This window comes from Terribacillus sp. AE2B 122 (assembly GCF_902497585.1).
Lineage (GTDB): Bacteria > Bacillota > Bacilli > Bacillales > Amphibacillaceae > Terribacillus > Terribacillus saccharophilus_A.
In genome coordinates, this window is the sequence record NZ_LR700944.1 from 41949 (window position 1) to 62806 (window position 20858).

At 43.6% G+C, this 20858-nt stretch carries 19 protein-coding genes; 9 read left to right on the plus strand and 10 right to left on the minus strand.

What is annotated here, in order from left to right; all coding sequences use genetic code 11:
* Positions 1 to 67 precede the first annotated feature (67 nt).
* Positions 68 to 2074 (minus strand): YhgE/Pip domain-containing protein, encoded by a 2007-nt coding sequence (locus AE2B122_RS08650; protein WP_175073786.1) that lies wholly within the window; start codon positions 2072 to 2074, stop codon positions 68 to 70.
* A gap of 127 nt (positions 2075 to 2201) precedes the next feature.
* Here AE2B122_RS08650 and AE2B122_RS08655 point away from each other — a divergent pair, with 127 nt between their 5' ends.
* The 3 genes from AE2B122_RS08655 to AE2B122_RS08665 all read left to right on the plus strand — a co-directional run bounded on the left by AE2B122_RS08655 (position 2202) and on the right by AE2B122_RS08665 (position 4640).
* Complete coding sequence (locus AE2B122_RS08655) at positions 2202 to 3125, plus strand: LysR family transcriptional regulator (RefSeq protein WP_095269150.1); 924 nt, start codon at positions 2202 to 2204, stop codon at positions 3123 to 3125.
* 107 nt (positions 3126 to 3232) lie between these two features.
* Positions 3233 to 3673 (plus strand): RrF2 family transcriptional regulator, encoded by a 441-nt coding sequence (locus AE2B122_RS08660; RefSeq protein ID WP_175073787.1) that lies wholly within the window; start codon positions 3233 to 3235, stop codon positions 3671 to 3673.
* 64 nt (positions 3674 to 3737) lie between these two features.
* The gene (locus AE2B122_RS08665) at positions 3738 to 4640 is read left to right on the plus strand and encodes an NAD(P)/FAD-dependent oxidoreductase (RefSeq protein WP_175073788.1); all 903 of its coding nucleotides are present in this window, start codon (positions 3738 to 3740) and stop codon (positions 4638 to 4640) included.
* 53 nt (positions 4641 to 4693) lie between these two features.
* On the opposite strand, the gene AE2B122_RS08670 is transcribed toward AE2B122_RS08665, so the two are convergent.
* Together AE2B122_RS08670 and AE2B122_RS08675 are read right to left on the minus strand one after the other, a co-directional pair.
* On the minus strand, positions 4694 to 5017 hold the full coding sequence (locus AE2B122_RS08670) for a nucleoside triphosphate pyrophosphohydrolase (RefSeq protein ID WP_095269159.1): 324 nt from the start codon (positions 5015 to 5017) through the stop codon (positions 4694 to 4696).
* Between the two features lie 21 nt (positions 5018 to 5038).
* Positions 5039 to 5821: a MurR/RpiR family transcriptional regulator gene (locus AE2B122_RS08675; protein WP_175073789.1), complete on the minus strand. Its 783-nt coding sequence runs from the start codon at positions 5819 to 5821 to the stop codon at positions 5039 to 5041.
* Between the two features lie 123 nt (positions 5822 to 5944).
* Between AE2B122_RS08675 and pfkB the strand changes: the two genes are divergently transcribed.
* The 3 genes from pfkB to lacD are packed head-to-tail and all read left to right on the plus strand — an operon-like array spanning position 5945 to position 9789.
* Positions 5945 to 6883 (plus strand): 1-phosphofructokinase, encoded by a 939-nt coding sequence (pfkB, locus tag AE2B122_RS08680; protein WP_175073790.1) that lies wholly within the window; start codon positions 5945 to 5947, stop codon positions 6881 to 6883.
* A complete protein-coding gene (locus tag AE2B122_RS08685) occupies positions 6873 to 8783 on the plus strand; it encodes a fructose-specific PTS transporter subunit EIIC (protein ID WP_175073791.1) in 1911 nt (636 codons plus the stop codon). The genes pfkB and AE2B122_RS08685 overlap by 11 nt, the downstream gene beginning before the upstream one ends.
* 13 nt (positions 8784 to 8796) lie before the next feature.
* Positions 8797 to 9789: a tagatose-bisphosphate aldolase gene (lacD, locus tag AE2B122_RS08690; protein ID WP_175073792.1), complete on the plus strand. Its 993-nt coding sequence runs from the start codon at positions 8797 to 8799 to the stop codon at positions 9787 to 9789.
* Positions 9790 to 9827: 38 nt separating this feature from the next.
* Here the strand turns inward: lacD and AE2B122_RS08695 are convergent, their stop codons facing one another.
* The 4 genes from AE2B122_RS08695 to AE2B122_RS08710 all read right to left on the minus strand — a co-directional run bounded on the left by AE2B122_RS08695 (position 9828) and on the right by AE2B122_RS08710 (position 14352).
* Entirely contained in the window at positions 9828 to 10967 is a 1140-nt protein-coding gene (locus AE2B122_RS08695) for a M20 family metallopeptidase (RefSeq protein WP_175073793.1), read from the minus strand.
* Between the two features lie 18 nt (positions 10968 to 10985).
* Complete coding sequence (locus AE2B122_RS08700; RefSeq protein WP_175073794.1) at positions 10986 to 12401, minus strand: YfcC family protein; 1416 nt, start codon at positions 12399 to 12401, stop codon at positions 10986 to 10988.
* Positions 12402 to 12558: 157 nt separating this feature from the next.
* Positions 12559 to 13596 (minus strand): polysaccharide pyruvyl transferase family protein, encoded by a 1038-nt coding sequence (locus AE2B122_RS08705; protein WP_175073795.1) that lies wholly within the window; start codon positions 13594 to 13596, stop codon positions 12559 to 12561.
* A 201-nt stretch (positions 13597 to 13797) separates the two neighbouring features.
* A complete protein-coding gene (locus AE2B122_RS08710; RefSeq protein WP_175073796.1) occupies positions 13798 to 14352 on the minus strand; it encodes a DUF3267 domain-containing protein in 555 nt (184 codons plus the stop codon).
* Positions 14353 to 14469: 117 nt separating this feature from the next.
* Between AE2B122_RS08710 and AE2B122_RS08715 the strand changes: the two genes are divergently transcribed.
* Entirely contained in the window at positions 14470 to 14991 is a 522-nt protein-coding gene (locus AE2B122_RS08715) for a DUF421 domain-containing protein (RefSeq protein ID WP_371809509.1), read from the plus strand.
* A 128-nt stretch (positions 14992 to 15119) separates the two neighbouring features.
* Here the strand turns inward: AE2B122_RS08715 and nhaC are convergent, their stop codons facing one another.
* Together nhaC and AE2B122_RS08725 are read right to left on the minus strand one after the other, a co-directional pair.
* Positions 15120 to 16541, minus strand: a complete 1422-nt coding sequence (gene nhaC / locus AE2B122_RS08720; protein ID WP_175073797.1) for a Na+/H+ antiporter NhaC — start codon at positions 16539 to 16541, stop codon at positions 15120 to 15122.
* A gap of 318 nt (positions 16542 to 16859) precedes the next feature.
* Positions 16860 to 17570: a DsbA family oxidoreductase gene (locus AE2B122_RS08725; protein WP_095220367.1), complete on the minus strand. Its 711-nt coding sequence runs from the start codon at positions 17568 to 17570 to the stop codon at positions 16860 to 16862.
* Between the two features lie 170 nt (positions 17571 to 17740).
* Here AE2B122_RS08725 and AE2B122_RS08730 point away from each other — a divergent pair, with 170 nt between their 5' ends.
* On the plus strand, positions 17741 to 17962 hold the full coding sequence (locus AE2B122_RS08730; protein WP_095220368.1) for a YuzF family protein: 222 nt from the start codon (positions 17741 to 17743) through the stop codon (positions 17960 to 17962).
* A gap of 12 nt (positions 17963 to 17974) precedes the next feature.
* Positions 17975 to 18871 (plus strand): manganese catalase family protein, encoded by an 897-nt coding sequence (locus tag AE2B122_RS08735; RefSeq protein WP_095220369.1) that lies wholly within the window; start codon positions 17975 to 17977, stop codon positions 18869 to 18871.
* 31 nt (positions 18872 to 18902) lie between these two features.
* On the opposite strand, the gene AE2B122_RS08740 is transcribed toward AE2B122_RS08735, so the two are convergent.
* A complete protein-coding gene (locus AE2B122_RS08740) occupies positions 18903 to 20843 on the minus strand; it encodes a glycoside hydrolase family 127 protein (protein ID WP_175073798.1) in 1941 nt (646 codons plus the stop codon).
* Positions 20844 to 20858: the final 15 nt, after the last annotated feature.

Here is a 20858-nt window from a genome sequence, read left to right on the forward strand (position 1 = left end):
CATTTGCTGTTTACAGTCTATCATACGGTGTCAATAGAAAAAGCCCGCCTAAAAGGCGAGCTCTCCATCAAGCTGCTTCCAGCTTATTCTCTTTTTTCGGTCTGTGCTGCAGATGAGATATAATCCATCCAATAACACCGACAACAACTAGATAAATCAACAGATCCACAAGCTGATTACCTAGCACCGACCAGTTACCGAGCGTGATCGCTTCCTGCAAGCTATGCAAGGAATGTGCCATCGGCAAGTATTGTCCAACAGATGCCAATGCAGACACAGACAACTCACTCGGGAAGGTTCCGCCACAGGTTGCCAGCTGAACGACTAACAGCACAATGGCCAGCAGTTTCCCTAGATTTCCGAATAACGTCACGAGCGTAAGAATGATCGTCATGACCGTCATAGACACGATGATACTGGACAAGAAGAATAAAGGCATACTCTTCACATCAACTTGGAATCCAAACAAGAAGATCAAATCAAGTATAACCGCTTGTACAATTGCCACAACGTATACCAATGTTAATTTACTGAAGAACTGTACCGTACCAGATACTTGCATATCCTGTCTTCTGCCAAGCGGTAGGATGTTGGCTGCCATCAAACCACCAACAAACAAAGCAAGTGACAAGAAGTACGGCGCAATGCCGACACCATAGTTCGGTACATCTGACAATTGTTTTTCAGTCAGCTTAACCGGATCAGCGAACATAGTAGTCAGTGCATCACTAGACTGAATGTTACTTGTTTTATCAGCCGCATCCTGCAGGCTGGTCGCAAGCTCACCTGAGCCATCGGACAGCTTACTCATACCGTCGTCAAGCTGTGCTGCTCCATCTGACAGTTCATTTGTACCAGAAGCAAGCTGCGCTGCACCACTTTGCAAGGATCCGAAGCCATCAGAATAATCGTCAAAGCCATTATCCAAATCCGTTGCACCGCTAGCTAACTTATCTGCTCCGCTGACAGCTGAACCGAGTTTCTCGTTGAAAGTGTCCATACCATCTGCTAACTTCTGCTCGCTTCCAGCGAGCTTATCCGCACCTTCACCGAGCTGTTGCTGACCGTCTGCTAATTTAGCAGATGAGTCCGCCAGCTGATCAGATGCTGCTGCTATTTGCTGGAATGTTTTATCGTCCTTAAGCTCTGGATGTTCTTTCATATACGATGCAACCAGTTTGCTCAAGTCCTCAGAACCAGACGTGAATTCCTCCTGGTTATCCGAAAGCTTATCACTTTGAGCTTTCCAATCAGCCAAGCCATCTGCTACTTTTTCGGTATTCGTCTGTAAGGAAGATGCTCCTTCATCCAATTGGCCTAAACCGCTCGCCAAATCAGATGCACCTGTGTGCAGACTGCCGATGCCGTCAGAAAGCTTACCTTCAGCACCTGCCAGTTGATCGGCGCCGTCTGCTAAGTCGGACGCACCAGTCTTCACATCACCGATTCCATTTTGCAGATCTTTCATACCGCTCTGCTCGTCTGTAATCCCTTTGTTAAGATCTCCTGCTCCATCACCAGCATCCTGCAATCCGGCTGCTACTTCATGGAAGCTTGTGAACACACTGTCAGCATACGATTTTGTAATGCTGCTAGCCAATTTTGTTTTCATTTCTTCCATCGCAGAAGAACTGATCTGTGCAGCTACAAAGTTTTTCCCTGGGTTGACTTCATACGTAAGCTCCGCTTGTTCGGGTTTGTCATCCATCAAGGTTGTCACTTTTTTAGAAAAATCTTTCGGGATGGTCACTTTCATATAATACTTGCCATCATCCAGTCCATCTTCTGCCTTCTGGTCTGAAACGAAATCGAAGTCCAGCGCCTTGCTTTTCTTCAATTCTTTAATAAAATCATCACCTGCATGCATCTCTTCCCCATCCATGCTGGCTCCATCATCCTGGTTAACCACTGCCACCGGTAAATCTTCGATATGACCATATGGATCCCAGTAACCGCCGAGGAACAGCGAAGCGTAAATGACTGGAATAATCAATAAGAAAATAAGTGCGATTCGCCCGTGCTTATGCTGAAACATCCGTTTTATATCAAAAAAGCCTAATTTTAATCCTTTCATAATTTCCCTCACCTTTACCTTTGTGAAATATTGAGCATCTAAATAGCATAACGGCTCTGATGCATAATGTATAATATATATATCATTATAGATAATAGCTTTTAGACTATCCGAAAGAAGGATGACCGTGGAATTACTACAGCTGCACTATTTTATAAAAGTTGCCGAACTAGAGCACATGACACATGCTGCAGAAGCATTGAACATCGCACAGCCTTCACTTAGTAAAGCAATCAGCCGGTTGGAGGAGGATTTGGGAGTAAAACTTTTCGAGCGATACAACAGACAAATCAAATTGAATGAGAACGGCAAGATATTTCTCCGCCGCGTTGATGCTGCCCTTCATGAGCTGCAAGAAGCACGACGGGAACTGAATGAAACAAATCAGAAAGCTGATCATACAATTCGGCTTTCCGTTACGATCCCACGTGTATTACCTGATTTAATCAGCGGGTTCCTAAAGGAAGAGTCTCAGGTCCACTTCAAGCAATACGTACAGTCCGTGCCTTTAATGACAGAGAAGCTGCGTAGCGGTGAGCTCGATTTCTGCATCTCCTCCGTTCCGATTCAAGCTGAGGATATCAAGTGGCAGCCGCTCATGACTGAAGAGATACTGTTGATTGCTCCTCCCGGTCACTGGCTTGAAACAAAAAGCTATATCTCCCTACATGAGCTTCGTGATGAAGCCTTTGTCAGCATGAATGAAGGCTATGGCATCCGAAATTTAACGGACAATTATTGTCAGCTAGCCGGTTTCCAGCCTCATATTGCCTTTGAAGGAGACGAACCCGGTGTCATTGGAGAACTGGTAAACAAGGGCCTAGGTATAGCTTTCATTCCGTCCGTTTCATTAATTGGAAATAAAACCGCCCACTTACCTGTTATTCGACTGCAGGATCCTATCTGTGAACGTACAATCGGCTTGGCTTGGTCCACCAGAAGATATCTTAGCCCAGTTGCAGAGAGATTTCAGATTTTCTTATCTGATTACTTCAAGACCCTAGAAAAAGAACTTCGAAAGACTGCAGCCCTTCGTAGCAGGGAATTATGAAAAGGCTCTGAATAGCAAAAATAAGCTAATTAAGAATTTATAATTGACTATTAGGTCATTCGAGTCTATTATAGACTCATCGGATCTATAATTAAGGAGTGTGGATGATGAAATATACCAAAGCCACTAACTATGCACTCCATACTATCGCTTATCTAGGATTACTACCTTCGGGAAAGGCAATTGGCGTCAAACCTTTGGCCGAAGTACAGAAGGTGTCTCCTACCTATCTTTCCAAAGTATTAACTACCCTTGTCAAAGCTGGGCTGATTGTCTCTGCACCAGGTGTAAAAGGCGGCTACAGATTGATAAGGAATGTCGAGGACATCACCTTTCTGGATGTTATTCAAGCAGTAGAAGGCTTGAACCCTTTATTCCACTGCAGCTTGGATAATCATGTTCATGATAGGGAGAATTGCTTTATTCAGCAAACAATGAACGAAGCTGAGAAGAAGATGGAAGAACATTTGCAATCCCAAACGATAGCGCTAGTATTGCAAAAAATCGACCAACGCGTTTCGGATTATCTTCAATCTGAAGCAGGTTGATTTTTTTTACACTAATTATAGATATAAATAGTCTTTAATATCCATAAAACGAGGAGGAGTATTTATGTTAGATTGTGCTATTATCGGCGGTGGACCTGCAGGCTTGAATGCAGCACTTGTATTAGGAAGAGCAAGAAGGAATATCATGCTTTTTGACAACGGTAAACCAAGAAACGCAGTAACTCAGGAATCGCATGGTTTCATTACAAGAGATGGAATATCTCCTTCCAAGTTTCGGAAATTTGCGCACGAAGATTTGAACAAATATCCATCCATTGCAATAGAGGATGCTGAAATTGTGGAAATCAAAAGACTAAGCGATACTACCTTTCAATTAATGGCTAGGAATGGCGATATTCATACGACTAAAAAAGTCATCCTCGCAACAGGTCTGAAGGAAACCTTACCTTATGTCCCCGATATTCATGGCTATTACGGCAAAAGTCTCTTCAGCTGCCCTTATTGCGATGGCTGGGAATTAAGAGACAAGCCTTTAATTGTGCTTTCCGAAAATAAATACGCCGTCCATATGGCGAAAACACTTTCTCAGTGGAGCAAGGATTTGATTGTCTGCACCAATGGACATTCTGTAATCGAAGAAGCAGAAGCACAGCTGCTTAAAAAGCATGGAATACGCATCATAGAAGAAAAGATCAGCCAGTTGCATGGTAATGATGGCCAATTGGAACAAGTCACTTTTGTAGATGGGACCAATATAGAACGATCAGGCGGAATCGTTACAACTGAACTGGAACAATCCCATTCCTTCATCTCTTCTCTTGGTTGCGATAGCACGCAAAATGGCGGCATCCTTGTCGACGATTTTGGCAGGACTTCTGTTGAAGGCGTGTATGCAGCTGGAGAAGCATCTAACAACGGTCCATCTCAACTAATTATTGCAGCAGCACACGGAAGCCGAGCAGCTGCCGGCGTAAATAGTGATTTAACCATGGAAGCATTTCAATAATCTTAAGCCCTCCAGTTCGAGGGCTTTTACTTGCTTGGATGCCTGTGAAAGTACTATTTACTGACTTCTATCAAAAAGATTCTCTCCTCAAATCCACCGCGTGCTTCTTTCTTTTGCTGACGCGCGTATTCGATATCTTCTAATGATATATCCTTTGCATCAAGGAGAGCGTGCAGCACCTCCAATAAATCAGCCGCTTCTTCTACAACTTCATTATGTTCCTCTGCTTTCAAAATTTCGTTAGCTTCCTCTAACAGTTTAAGCCTCAATTCTTCTACATATCTATCTTTATCAAGAACTTTAGTCTTAGGTACTTTCCCTGCTTGCTGAATAATGGCTGGAATATGATCACGCACAAGCTTGTTGTAAGTTGGCATACATCTCTCCCCTTCTGTAAATTAGGACTTTCCTGCACGAATAGCATAAGCATCTAGCAGTATTCTCGAAATTACCTGTAGCGGAAGTCTCGATCTAACCTCATAATCCGGGAAATAAGATGTTTCTGACTTGTAGCCAGTTAGCGTTAATTCAGCTAACGATGCAAGCGGGCTGTTTTTGTTACAAGTCAAGGCGATCATACTTGTATCATTTTGGTGACAGCTCTTAGCTGCATCAACCAGTTCTTCTGTATACCCATTCAGCGAAACAAAAATGACTAAATCACCTTCTTCCAGCCTCTTACTTTTCGTGCGGATAATATTTGGATCATCATGCAGCTCTGCATACTTATTCAGTAGCTGCAGTTTCACTTCCATTTCCTTTGCGATCAGCTCCGAAAAACCTCGTGCAAATAATATGACTCGCTTACTGTGACGAATCTTTTGGACGGTGTCTTCTATTAAACCGCTATTCAGCATTTCGATTGTTCGCATCACCTCTTGTTCATTCTTTAAGATGGCATCTTTTATTTCTTCATCCACTTGCTCAATGATTGAAAAGTTTGGATTCTGATCGTTCTCATCCTTCAGTCGAATTTTAAAATCGGTAAACCCGTTATAGCCTAGTTTTTTCATTGTACGAACAATAGTAGCAGTGGAAACATTTGCATCTTCACTCAACCGTACGATGGATAACTTAGGAATTGTATTAAGATTTTCACGTATATAGCGGATTAAATACAGTTCCGCCTCACTCATCTTCTCTGTATGCTGGCTGACCCGCGTCAGAAAGGCCTCATTCATGACGATACCCCCGTGTAAACGTTTACTAATATTGTAGCGAAATCAGTGAATGTTGAAAACATTTACATCGAAAGGCATGCCATAATTAATTTGTAAGAAAAACACAGATAGGCAGTGATGCGGATGATTTATACATGTACGATGAATCCAGCGATCGATCTTTTCTCAGAGTTTACTTCTTTTGATCCTTTCGTCGTAAACAGAAGCATATTTGAAGAGTATCAGCCGAATGGAAAAGCCATCAATATATCATTTATGTTGAAGAAGTTTGGCATTTCCAATATGGCAACCGGATTCCTAGGCGGTTTTACCGGAGATTTCATTGAAAACGAGCTTGAAGCAGCCGGAATTGAAACCGCATTCATAAAAGTGGATGGCATAACACGTATTAACACTTTCATCCGCGAGAACAGCATGGAATACAAGGCGGTAAACAGAGGACCAGTTATCTCGCAGCAGGCACAAGAGCTGCTGATCGAACAAATAAGGAACCTTAAAAGTGGTGATTGGCTCTTTGTCTCAGGCAGTCTTCCCCAAGGCATAGATGACCAAATCCATATCGAGATTGCTAAGATTGCTCATCAGCTAGGAGTTAAACTGGTGCTTGATATCAGTTCTCCCGTTTTACTGGATTGTCTTGCTTACGAGCCTTATCTCATTAAGCCGAATGATGAAGAAATAGCCAATTGGTTCAATATCCCGGATCATACAGATCGTGCAGAACTGCAAAAAGCTGCAGAACAGTTGCTGGAGCGTGGCGCTCAGCGTGTCCTCTTATCATGCGGCGCCCAAGGTGCCTTGTACTGTGACAGCACACAGGAGTTAGCTGTAAACGCTCCTTCAGGCAAGATAGTGAACACTGCCTGTGCTGGTGACACGATGCTCGCTGCATTTGCTGGCAGATTAATGCTGGGGGATTCCGAAGAAGAAGCCTTGGTTTATGCAACAGCTGCTGGCTCTTCTACAGCTTTCACATCAGGTTTATCTGACCTTAGTGATATTCCTGACTTGGCAGGTCAAATCCAAATAAAGAGAAAATGGGGTGTAAAGAATGACGTATAGAATTATTGCTGCAACCGGATGTCCTACCGGTATTGCCCATACCTTTATGGCAAAAGAAGCCTTGGAAGAAGCAGCACGAAAACGCGGCATCTCAATAAAGGTAGAAACACACGGACAGGATGGTGTCCAAGATACACTGACACAGGCTGAAATTGATGCAGCCGATGGCGTCATCATCGCTGCTGACAAAGATGTCAATCGCGATCGTTTTATCGGTAAGCGGGTTGTCAATGTGGCAGTCAGCAAAGGAATCAAAGAGCCAGATAAGCTGCTTGATGCGATCATCAACCAAACAGCACCTATCTATAAAGATGGCCAGCGTGCTGCTTCTGCAGGCAGCTCCGAACCGCAGCAAAAAGAATCTGTTATACGCAGTATCTATGTATCGCTCATGAACGGTGTCTCTCATATGCTTCCGATTGTCGTAGCAGGAGGTGTCATGATTGCCATCTCTCTTATGTTCGGTATCCACTCTGCTGATCCTGAAAGCTCGCAGTACAACGAGTTCGCTTATTATATGAACACAATCGGCGGCATAGCCATGAACCTGATGGTACCGGTTCTATGTGCTTATATCGCTGAATCGATAGCCAAACGGCCTGGTCTTATTATCGGTTTCATTGTCGGGATGATTGCCTTCACGAATGGTACTGGTTTCTTGGGCGGTATTATCGGCGGTTTTATGACGGGTTATATCATCCTCGGACTTGGTTACTTGTTCAAGGCTTTGCCAAAACAGCTTGATGGCTTGAAATCAATTTTCTTATTCCCAGTCTTCGGTATTTTCATCGCTGGCTTTGCCATGTGGTTCATCTCCGCTCCAATGGGCTGGATCAACCAAGCAATGATGGATTTTCTAGCAAGCTTCCAAAACTCAAATCCAATTGTATTAGGACTTATTGTAGGAATCATGTGTGCATTCGATATGGGTGGTCCAGTCAATAAAGCTGCTTACGTAACAGGAACTGCCCTGCTGTCAGATGGAAACTACTTCTTTATGGCCGGTGTATCTGCTGCATGTATCGTTCCGCCGATTGCTACTGGCTTTGCAACACTATTTGCAGGCAAAGCTTATAGCACAAGCGAGCGCAGTGCGGGTCTTGTAAACTTCCTACTCGGATCTACACATATTACAGAAGGAGCCATTCCATTTGCAGCGAAAAAGCCGCTAAAGGTCATTCCGTTTCTAATGATCGGTTCCTCCATAGCAGCTATTCTGACTTATCTATTTAAAGTACAGGTACCAGCTCCACACGGCGGATTTATCGTACTGCCAATCGTTACGCATCCTTTCCTTTGGATATTGGCCATCCTCGCTGGTGCAGTTGTAAGCGGATTCTTTATTGGAATGGATCAGAAACGTACAGCCGCTAAAAACAAAGCAAAGGAAACACCTATTGCAGAAACAGCAGCTGTAACAGAAAAAACAGCTTTACCAGTACAAGATGTCAGTCAGATTATGTCTCTCGACACAATTAAGGTGGATGTAAAAGCAGCTACTCAAATAGAAGTATTTCAGCAAATCGCTGCCACAGCGAAGCAGCATGGCATCATTACAGATCCAGCTGTTATTGTAGATGGCTTTCTCCAGCGAGAAAAAGAAAGTACAACCGGAATGGAACAAGGTATCGCAATCCCCCATACCGAACGCAGCGAAGTCCTGAAACCAGCAATTATCATCTTCAAGCTAGCTGACGGTGTCGAATGGAAAGCATTAGATGGGCAGCCAATCCGAATCGTGATTGCCATGCTCATACCAACAGGAACAGCCTCTAACCATTTGTATTACTTATCAGAGATATCCAAAATGCTTGTACATCAGGAAACAATCGATCAGCTGCATCATGCAATTAATTCGGAAGATATACTCGCCCTATTTTCTACTAAACTATCTGCTTAAAGGAGCTGCTAACATGTTAAATTTAACACCCGCAAAACGAGAAGCACTTGAGAAACTTTCGGACGAAAATGGAATTATCGGAGCCCTCGCCATTGACCAGCGAGGCTCCTTGAAAAAGATGCTGCAGCAGGAAAGCACGAACGACCAGGGAGACGATACAATTGTATCTTTTAAAGAACTGATTTCTGAGGAACTCACACCATATGCGACTTCTATCTTGCTGGATCCTGAGTATGGTTTGCCAGCAGCACAGAAACGTAATAAAAATGCCGGTTTGCTACTTGCTTATGAAAAAACTGGCTACGATGCAACTCAGCCAGGACGCATGCCAGATATTCTCGATGACTGGTCTGTTCAACGAATCAAGGCACAGGGTGCAGATGCAGTGAAATTCCTTTTGTACTATGATGTGGATGAAGATACAAGCATTAACGAGAAGAAACATATCTTTGTGGAACGTCTCGGATCCGAATGTCAGGCAGAGGATATTCTTTTCTTCCTGGAGCTCGTCTCCTATGACGCTCACAATGATGATGTAAAAGGTCGCGAGTACGCTAAAGTAAAACCACATAAAGTAAATGATATGATGAAGGAATTCTCAAAATCTCAATACAAGGTAGATGTGTTAAAAGTTGAAGTTCCAGTAAACATGTCCTATGTAGAAGGTTTCTCTGAAGAAACACCTGTGTACTCAACCGAGGAAGCACAGCGCTATTTCAAAGAGCAAAGCGAGGCGACTGATTTGCCATTCATCTTCTTGAGCGCAGGTGTTAGTGCTTCCCTTTTCCAAGAGACGTTACGTTTTGCAAAAGAAGCAGGTTCCAGCTTTAACGGTGTATTATGTGGCCGGGCAACCTGGAAAGATAGCGTATCCATCTTCGGCCGTGACGGAGAAGATGCAGGAAAACAGTGGTTGCAACTGGAAGGCAGAAAAAATGTAGAAGCGTTAAATGAAGTATTAAAACAAACAGCGACATCCTGGAAACAGGCTGAAATACTCGCATAAAAAAGGAGCATATGGGCTATCCCATATGCTCCTTTTACTTATTGATTTAAAATAAACTGCTGGAACACCTTGATCGCATCCCCAAACACATCTTCATCAATATCAAACTTCGGATGGTGGTGTGGATATTGGCTTTTCTCTCCTTGCATACCGACCTTGACGAATACCCCCGGGATTTCCTGCAAGTAGTAGGAGAAATCTTCAGAGCCCATAACTGGCTCCAATTCTTCATAGCGTTCTGCACCGAACGTTTTTTGCAATAGCTCTTCTGCAAAAGCCGCTTCTTTTTCATCATTGATAAGCGGTGGTGTGCCAATGATGAAGTCAACTTCCGCTGTAGCACCAAATGATTCACAAATGCCTTTTGTCAGCTTCGTAATCTGTTCTTGGATCGTCTGTACTGCTTCTGTAGAGAAGGAGCGCATCGTCCCGATGATTTTAGCTGAATCTGGAATGACATTGTATGTGTTGCCTGCTTCAATCTTCCCAACGGAAATGACACTAGCGTCCATTGGATTCAATTTACGGCTGACGATGCTTTGCAGCGCTTGAATGACATGTGTTGCGATATAAATCGGATCTACAGTCAGATGCGGTGTAGATGCATGGCCGCCAGAGCCTTGAATCTTAATTTCGAAATCATCGACAGATGCCATCATGGGGCCAGGACGAGTACCGAATTGGCCCTTTTCCAGACCAGCATCGACATGGATGCCGTAGATGCTGTTGACGCCTTCTAATGCACCTTCTTTGATCAGCTTATCTGCACCGCTCGGAGAAGCTTCTTCAGAGGATTGGAATAATAGCACGATATTCGGCTTCACTTCCTCTTTATGCAATGTGATCCACTCTGCTACCGCAAGCAGGATAGCTGTATGGCCATCATGTCCGCACGTATGAGCTACCCCATGATGCTTGGAGATGTAAGGTTTATCCCCTTCTTCTACCATCGGCAGTGCATCCATATCCGCCCGAAGCGCGATTGTCTTTTCTCCTTTTGTGCCTTTCACATAACCGACAACACTAGGCGGCTGAAAATCAAGAAGCTCAATGCCTAGCTTTTCCAGTCTATTACGTACGTATTTACCTGTTTCGTATTCTTCCCCCGATAGCTCTGGGTATTGGTGAATATGCCGACGATCTTTAATCGCCTGTTCTACTAATCTCTCTAATTCCATGTTATATTACTCCTTCTATTAAAACGGTCCGTATTGAATCAATTGAGCTATGATAAGAGCGATAATGGCAATGCCGATTTGGATAAGGAAGAATGGCAGGAACCACTTCACCCATTTCCCATAACCGATTCCTGCGATTGCAAGCAATGCGATGATATTGCCTGTAGGCAAGATCGTGTTGGAGATACCGTCTCCAAACTGATAGGCAAGTACAGCAGTCTGTCTTGTTACACCTATCATATCAGACAATGGCGCCATAAGCGGCATTGTCAAAGCAGCTTGTCCGCTTCCGGACGGAACGAAGAAATTGATGCCCATCTGCAGGAATAGCATACCAACTGCAGATAGTGCAGCAGGAATCATTCCAAGTGCATTGGAAGCATGATACAGCAGCGTGTCCATCATTCCTGAAGTATTGAAGATTACTAAGATGGCTTGAGCAAATCCGATGATCAATGCTCCGCCAAGCAGGTCTTTTGCTCCGAGGATGAAGTTATCGGCAATCCCAGAGAAAGAAATTCCTCCTAGGATACCCATCACCACACCGAACAGCAGGAATAATCCAGCAATCTCCGTAATGTACCAGCCGTATTTCAATACACCAATAATCAAGATGATGTAATTGATCAAGAAAGCTGATAGGACAAGCTTGTGACGAGTAGTCATTTTCTGTGTCTTATTAAGAGCGGAAGTATCAGCTTTTCTGCCGAATTTTCCGTATTCCCCGAGTTCAGGGTTCTTCTTCACTTTACTCGCATACCGCATCACATAGAAGACAGCTGCAAGATAAAGGATAACGAAAAGAATAATCCGGAAACCGATTCCGGAGAAGGTTGGCAGTTCGGAAATGCCTTGCGCAATACCTACTGTGAACGGGTTCATGACTGCCGCCGTAAATCCAACTCCTGCGCCGAGTACAACAATTGCAAAACCGGTTAATGCATCAAATCCAAGTGCTATAGCCATTGGCGCCAAAATAGCGACATACACGATTGTTTCATCTGACATTCCCATTAAAGCACCTGCTGCTGCAAAGAACAGCATCAATACAGGGATAAGCAGCTTCTCTTTATTAGCCATCTTTCTGGACAGCATATAAATAAAGGCATCCAGTGCTCCAGTGGCAGTAAAAATTCCAAATGCTCCACCAACAATCAAGACGAAGAAAATGATATTCGCACCATTCACCATACCGGTATGAATACTATTGAAGATGCCAAGCAAGCCGACATTCTCTCCATCGATATAGTGGAATGTTTCTGGCAGGATTACACTGCGGCCATCCTGATCCACGCGGTCATATGCTCCACCTGGAATAATATATGTTAAAATTGCTGCCACGATAATGAATGCAAAAATCATCACGTAAACGTTAAAATGTTTTGGTTTCTTTTTGTTAGCAGCTTGCTGCTGCGAATCTTGTAAACTGTTCATCTAGTTGTACTCCTTCAAGGAAGATCCTTCGTTGTATATTATGTAATAAATATACAACTTTTTATATAAAAATACAACCGTATATTAATAAATTTTATAGATTCAATATACAAAAACGATGAAAAAAAGCTAGAATCCTAAGATTCTAGCTTTCCTTTTAGCTGCGGAAGAAGTCTACTAGCGGCTTGAAGTCCTTACGCAGATCGATTTCATTTGGTTCTGCCTTCATCAGCTTCTCTACCATTTGTTCCAGCAGCTCCACATCTTCCGTATCAGTATATTCAACGAAATTGATGGAGTCGAGCCAATCGCGGTAGGAGTGCTTCGCTTTACCGTAGCTGTTGCCGAACACAAGACATGGTGTTTTCGTAATAATAGAGAAAATCATAGCATGCAAGCGGTCCGTGATGATCAATTTTTTAGAACTGATTAGATCAAGCATTTCAATGAAATGCTTCTCGCGATCTGCATAATCAATGTTAGGCACGATGTTTTCGTCTAAAACCGTATCTGTACGGTCAACAGATCCAAATTTCTTCGTCCATTCCATCAGTTCAGAAACGAAGTTCTCCTCCATTACTTTTTCTTTATCGGCTCTCAGGAAGAACATAACCCCTTCCCGCTCCTGCTCACGAGGAACAACATCAAGAGACATTACCATATCTGGTGTGTACATTACCTCAGAATCAAATGTATTCCTTACAACATCCAATGTTTGCGATTCTCTGGCAGCAATGACTAGATTTTTGTTCTGATGGTATGCTTCCTGGGTTTTCATTTTTTCCTGCTCGCCATGTTCATTATCTTCGAAGAACACAGACTGGGGCATGGAAATAGATTTATAATCCTTGAAAGCAGCGAAGACCTTCCGGCGATCTTCTTCAATATCCAAGTACAGGCTGCCTAGATTTCCGCCACCCGTGAACATAACAATATCATCTTCACCGATGATACCTTTCACAAACTCAATTCCCTCATCTGTTGCATAATCCATAATTTCTATATACTCGTAATAAGGGAAACGGCTTTGGATGAATTTTTCGATGCTATAGGCTATTGCCTGATCACCGATATTTGTATAGCTCGGCGAACCGAATAGGAATACCTTACGTTTATCATTAGTAAAAGCTTCAGGTGAAACATTCGGCCCGATGCCTTTTGCAATATTATTTGTGTCAATTGGTTGTATCGTCATATTAAGTGCCTCCTAAGCAAAGCTTCTTTATCCATACTACTCAATACCCCGAATCAAAAGAATTTATGCCTAAGTAGCATCTCAATTTTTACCATTTACTCTTCATCTTTCTCTAATCCACATGTGTATTCCAACGATACTGATAAACGTGATTCAACACGCCATCAGGCTCAGAAACCTTATAAATACGTAAAGATGCAGTCATGTTGTTTTCTCGCTCTCTTTAGCGCTATCTGTATAAATGAAGTAGCCAACCTTTGTCGGATGATCCTTCACGAACTGGCTCGCTTCATACTTCGTCAGACTACGGAAGATAAGCCAATCCCCAATCCCACCAGCTGTAAGAATCACAGAAGCGGTAAGTAGCACACCATTTCCGATGATGTACGAAATCAGCAGCGGAAGCAGTCCTGTAAGGAAAACAGGTAAAAGCAAAGCAACACGATATGCCCTTACTTTAATGGGGACCATGCAATGCGCATAAGCGGCGCCGTCCTTCCATGAAAAGCCATACTTAATCTGGCTGGACTTTACTTTTCCAATTACGATAAAGCCGATTCCATGCAGAAGTTCATGAAGAATAATGCCAATAATGATGAGCAGAAAGAATATTGCAAGGGCAGATAAGCTTATGGAGATTTCAAACCCATGAATAATCAAATAAATAAAACTCGCTACAAACATCAATCCAATTGTCAGGTACGTCGCTTGTCTTTGCAATTTCCGCATATCAAATAATACTTCTCGCTTTTGCATGCTGAACACCTCCCTACTTCTTACGTATCACAGATATCTTCTTTTCAATAAAATCAGGACATTTAGTTTGGCAATACAGTTGACTGGCAAGGCTGAATAGCAGAAAGGAGCAACTTTATGTCCGAACTTATTCATGACAATTTGATTGTCATCGCTCGAATCATTACCATCATCCCGCTTATGCTAGTCGTGACCTTGTACATGGGGAAACGTGCAATCGGCGAAATGCCAGTTTTTGATTTTCTGATTGTTGTCATTCTAGGAGCACTCGTTGGGGCTGACATCGCTGATCCAGAGATAGCACATCTGCCAACTGCCGTAGCCATTGTCGCCATCGGTCTGTTCCAAAAGGCAATCGTGAAGTGGAAAATCTCTAATCGTAAAATTGGGAAGGTGCTTACACTTGGTCCGACTATTGTTATACAAGACGGCACCTTACTATATGAAAATATGCGGAAAGTTCAATATTCCATCGACAATATATTGTTTATGCTGAGACAGAAGGACGTTTTTGATGTACGTGACGTAGAAACAGCAATAGTCGAACCAAACGGGACACTTAGTGTCTTAAAAAAACCGAATAAACTGCCTGCAACACGGGAAGATCTCAATCTTCAGCAGCAAACATCATTGGCATGAATCAAATATTCTTCGCATCTATTTCACATCCACAAAGCCTGCATATCAGTTTGAAGGAAAGGAAGCCGAATATTCCACCGATCAAACATTAAAAGAGCCCCACCTGTTAAGGTAGTGCTCACTTATTATTATGCTTCTGCTATTTTTATTTTCGGTTTCTTCTGCTTCTCTTCTTTTTTCTCCTTGATTGTCCAGCCAGTTATCCCATAAAGCAAAGTGAATACTGGCGTGATAAAGGCTAAGAAACAGAATGGCAAATAAGTGACTGTCGCGATGCCAAGAGCACCAGCCGTGTAAATACCACCACCGGTCCAAGGTACAAGCGGCGCACTCAAAGTACCAGTATCCTCCAAAATACGTGAGAGATTTTCCGGTTCAAGATTAAGCCGCTCAAAAATTGGCTTCATGAGCGTTCCACCCATTACTGTGGAGAAGTAAACTGTTCCCCCAAGCACAAGTGTTAAATAGCTTACAATCACAGTTACCAAAGTCAAAACGCCGGTATGCTTGATCTTCATGGCAAATGATGCAATCAACGCTTCTAGTACACCGGCATCTGCCAATAGACCACCTAATCCCAGTGCAAATAAGAATAGCGCAATTAATTCCAGCATACTTGTCAGTCCGCCACGGATCAGCAGCTCATCAACTACAGGGATGCCGGATTCTACCGCATATCCACTATAGAAAGTGGTCAACATTTCAGCAAATCCGAAGCCTTGATAGAAGATTGCAATCAGTCCACCAACTGCTGCACCAGCAAAGATAGACGGTATAGCAGGTTTTTTCATGGCTAATAATGTAATTAATACAACTATAGGGATCAATGGAATAATGCCCAATTGAAAATTGTTCGCCAGATATGATGTCAGTTGATTGACGCTTTCTGAATCAGCACCAGTACCGTGATAGCGCAACCCAATGAACAGGAAGATAGCGGCTGTAATCAGATAAGAAGGAACTGTGGTCCAAAGCAAATGCTTAATATGCTTAAACAAATCCCCGCCAGTTACAGCAGGTGCCAGATTCGTTGTATCAGATAGCGGGGACATCTTATCCCCAAAGAAAGCACCACTAACGATCGCACCGCCAATTAATCCTGCTGGAATACCAAGTGCCGTACCGACACCCATCATCGCAACACCTGCGGTACCAACCGTTCCCCAGCTAGTACCTGTCGCAACAGATACTAGCGAACAAAACAGCAATGTCGTCACTAAAAAGAACTGCGGGGTAATTGCCTGCACACCATAATAAATTAATGTTGGCACAGTACCGGAAGCGATCCATGCACCGATTAAAATGCCGACGGTCAAAAGAATGACACCGGGCATCAATGCTCTTCCCATTGCTCTTGCCATGGATTTCTCGATTTGCTTATACGTAAATCCAAGCCCAAGCATAAATGGTATGATGACCAGCATGCTGATGAACATCAGTATTTGAATCGGTGCATCAAATGCTAAAATTCCTATGGATACTACTGCCACTATAGACAACAGCATCATTATTGCGTACAAAAACGACGGTTTCTTAATATCGGTTTCCAACCAACCACTCCTTCAACCTGAGGTTGTTTATTTGCTGCTGAACATAACACAACTTTTTAATTACCCGTTCAGCTGTTTCTTGAAACTTACTCTTTTAATGCTACAGCATATCTATATCTAATAAAAATGGCATTACTCGCAGTTATACTGGATAGACTTGAATCAGATTGGCAGACACGAAGATAAGTGGCGTGTTCTTACATATGCTCCAACATGATGCTGTATCTTCCGTTTATTAGCCTTTGTCATTTATGAACACCTACTTTCACCTTTTTAGAAGCGTAAAAATGGGCCTGCAGGTTTGCAGGCCCATTTTTCTTATATCGAACAGTTATCGTCTGTGCACACACCAGCATTACCAGATCCGAAATCTTTGAACTTCGGCTGTTCGTTTTCTTCTTTCCAAACTTGATTCAACGCACCGATGAATGTTTCCATAGGCTGCGCACCAGAGATTGTGTACTTATTATTAAAAATGAAGAAAGGCACACCTGTAATGCCGTATTGCTGCGCCATCCGCTCGTCACCTCTTACCTCATCCAAGTGAAGTGATTCATTATCCAAAATCTCCGCTGCCTCTTTGCGATCCAAGCCAGAAGCTTCTGCAACATCCAGCAGTGTTTCTTTTTCACTGAGGTTCTTTGATTCCGTGAAGTACGCATACAGCAGGTTCTCAGTCATCGCTTTTTCTTTGCCTTTTGTTTCTGCAAACTTGGCTAAGCGATGTGCATGCAGTGTATTTGTCGGCTTCATGTCTTCAAAGTTGAATGTAAGACCAACTTCAGCTGCGTGCTGCCCGATTTGCAGGTTGTTCACCTTCGCCTGCTCGATTGACATGCCGTACTTCTCTGAAAGTGCTTCGTGAATACTTTTTCCGTTGTACACCCCAGCATTCGGATCCAGCTCAAAGCTCTTAAATTCTATTTCCACACTATCCTTGTGTTCGAATTGCTCTAACGCAAGTTCCAGCCTTCGTTTACCTATATAACAGAAAGGACAGACAAAATCTGACCATACTTCAATTTTCATCGTGACACCCCTTTTCACATTAAGATGATTTTAGCATAGACCCGACAATCCACAAAAATAGATGCTTGTAATTAGAGCCATCATATTGTATCCACATATTAAGAATATGCATGGGGACATCCTTCATCCGCATAAAGTATAGCGTTTCTACCTATAAAGGAGCGATCAGCATGAATCAACCTCAGCAAACGACCTATATCAGCAATGTCGAACCCCATGTCTATCAAACATTACAAGGAGTTAGAAACAAGCAAATTGTAGTTGAAACCGTACGTGGATCTGTCACAGGAAGACTGACAACAGTGCGTCCAGACCACATTGTCGTTGAGTCGGGCGGTTCGTCCTTTTTTATTCGTACCGCTCAAATTGTCTGGGTCATTCCAAAAGGATAAGGAGGTTAACAGATGATCAAACGTGAAAACAGACTCGCAATCGACTTGCCTATCCCTGAACATGGCGATCCGAATGCTGCTGCTGCTGTGCAGGAACTGCTCGGCGGAAAGTTCGGCGAAATGTCGACCTTGAATAACTATATGTACCAATCCTTCAACTTTCGTAACAAGAAAAAACTAAAGCCCTTTTACGACTTAGTCGCAAGTATCACCGCTGAAGAATTCGGGCATGTGGAGCTCGTAGCCAATACAATCAATCTCTTATCCCGCGGCAATACTTTCTATACCGGCGATCCAGATGTTACGCCTCTCAGAACCGGCAAAGACAGCCGCAATACATATCAATTCATCGCAACAGCACAAACCGCATTAGCCGGAGACTCCATGGGGCGCCCCTGGACAGGAGACAATGTCTTTTCCAGCGGAAATCTCGTACTGGATCTGCTGCACAACTTCTTCTTAGAGTGCGGAGCACGAACACACAAGATGCGTGTATATGAAATGACAGAACATGAAACAGCTCGGGAAATGATTGGTTACTTGCTCGTACGCGGCGGTACGCATGTATTGGCGTATGCTAAAGCATTGGAGATAGCCACAGGTGTGGATGTTTCCAAACTAGTTCCGATTCCGGATCTATCCAACACCAAGTTTGATCATGCTCGTAAATTCGAGCAGCAAGGACTCGGAAATATCCTATTCACCTGGAATGACATGGGCGAATATGCAGACATCCGAAAAATCTGGAAAGGAGAAAATCCGGAGAACGGCAGTCAACTTGTTGTGAAGCAAGGTTCGCCGCGCGGAGGTCCGATTCCGGATCTCGAGGAGCTGCCGGAGGAATTTGCTCCTGGAATCGACCGGGATGACTATGCACGGATTGCAAAGCGTTTGATGGAGAATTTATAAAGGGCTGCCGTTATTCGGCAGCCCCCCTTTTTTATGTTTCATGTATCCAAATACGCATCTCACCAGCTTGGCGGTTACACCAGGCGTAATAAGGAACAGCACGCAATCTTACAGGCTCTAATAGAGGTGAATCAGTCTGGTAAAGCGCTTCTGATTCTGCTGCTTTGAGCCCATCTGTCTCTAAAATCACAACTCCGTTTAACAAGTCTTCCTCAAACGCTGCAGTGAATTCGCTCTCCCGCGGCAGCCTCAATCCAGCAAGACTCTTACCGTTGTCCACTTCCTCCAGACAGTAGACGACCGGTCCGCGTTGCAAGGCAACCTGCCCTTGATTCATCCCGATTTTCGGATTGCTATATACACGCATCACTGGCAGCTGAAAATGCAGTTCAATCTTATCTTCCGTTGTCCACTCTCGATCCAAAATAAAATAGCCCTGCTCCATATCATCGATTGCTAACACTTCACCATTCACAGACGTCGTCGCTTCTTGACACCAGCCAGGAATCCGAAACGCTAGCCTGAATTGTCCTGTTCCTTCTACTGCAATTGTTATTCTACCTTCCCATGGATACTGATGACTTTGCTTGAGCTTAACAGGCACATCACCAATCGTAGTTTGCACGGTTCCCGCCAAATAAAGATGTGTATACAGAGTATCCTTCGACTGTGTATAAGCATAATCCTCAATCGAAGCAATCAGACGTGCTAAATTCGGCGGACAGCACGCACAGGCAAACCACTTCTGCCTCTCCTGTTTCACATGCTCCTGATCCTTTCGTCCAGCTTGATATGCATTTACTTCCAGCGGATTTACATAAAAAAATCGTTTACCATCTAAGCCCATGCCGCTAATTGTCCCATTGTAAATTGCCCGTTCCAACACATCTGCATATTTCCTGTCTGGTGAGAGCAAAAGCATCTGCTTCGCCCAAAAGACAAGTCCGACAGATGCACATGTTTCACAGTACATGATGTCATTCGGCAAATCGTATGCATCTGTAAAAGCCTCACCGTTAACAGCTGAGCCAAGGCCTCCTGTTATATACATTTTCCGGTTCGTCACATCATCCCATAAGGCATCACATACCGCTTGCAGCTCCGCATCATCTGTACGTCGTGCAAGATAGGCCATAGCTGCATACAAATACATTGCTCGCACGGAATGTCCGACTGCTTCCTGCTGCTGCCGTACAGGAAGATGTGCCTGCATATAGGCATAACCGAGTCCAAAATTAGTATTCTCGTCATTCCATGTCGACGGGGCACCTAAGGATTGACGCTGCTCTTTTTCCATATTGAAGTAATGTGGCTCCTGCCCACGCTGCTCGATAAAATATGCTGCTAGCTCCAAGTGCTCGCGCTTACCTGTTGTATCGAATAACCGAAGCAATGCTAGCTCAATTTCCGGATGCCCCGGATAGCCCTGCAGTTTTCCATCTTCTCTTCCAAACGTACTCCGAATCAGTTCTACATAGTCCTCCACTATATCCAGGAATGCACGCTTACCAGTCGTTTCATAATAAGCAACTGCTGCTTCAACCAAATGGCCCGCACAATACAGCTCATGATTGTCTCGCAGATTCGTCCATCTGTTGTCAGGCTCAACAAGCATATAATAGGTATTCAAATATCCGTCCTCAGCCTGCGCTCTCCCCATTAATGATATAACATCATCAGCCGCTCCTTCCAATTCTGAATCTGGAAAGCTGCGTAAGCTATAAGCGACCGTCTCCAGCCATTTCGCTACATCACTATCTTGAAAGACAGTGCCATAATAGTCACCCTTTGCTTCCCCCGCCACAATGCGAAAATTTTCAATAGCATGGCTCGGCGCGGTATCCGGCAGCTGATCATTCAGCGCTTTCCATTGATATGGAATCACCTGTTCAGCTACAAGCTGCTTATAGTTCGACCAGAAGGCATCTTCCACAGTTACTTTTTGATTATTATTCACACTAGAAAGTTCCATATCGCACACTCCTTC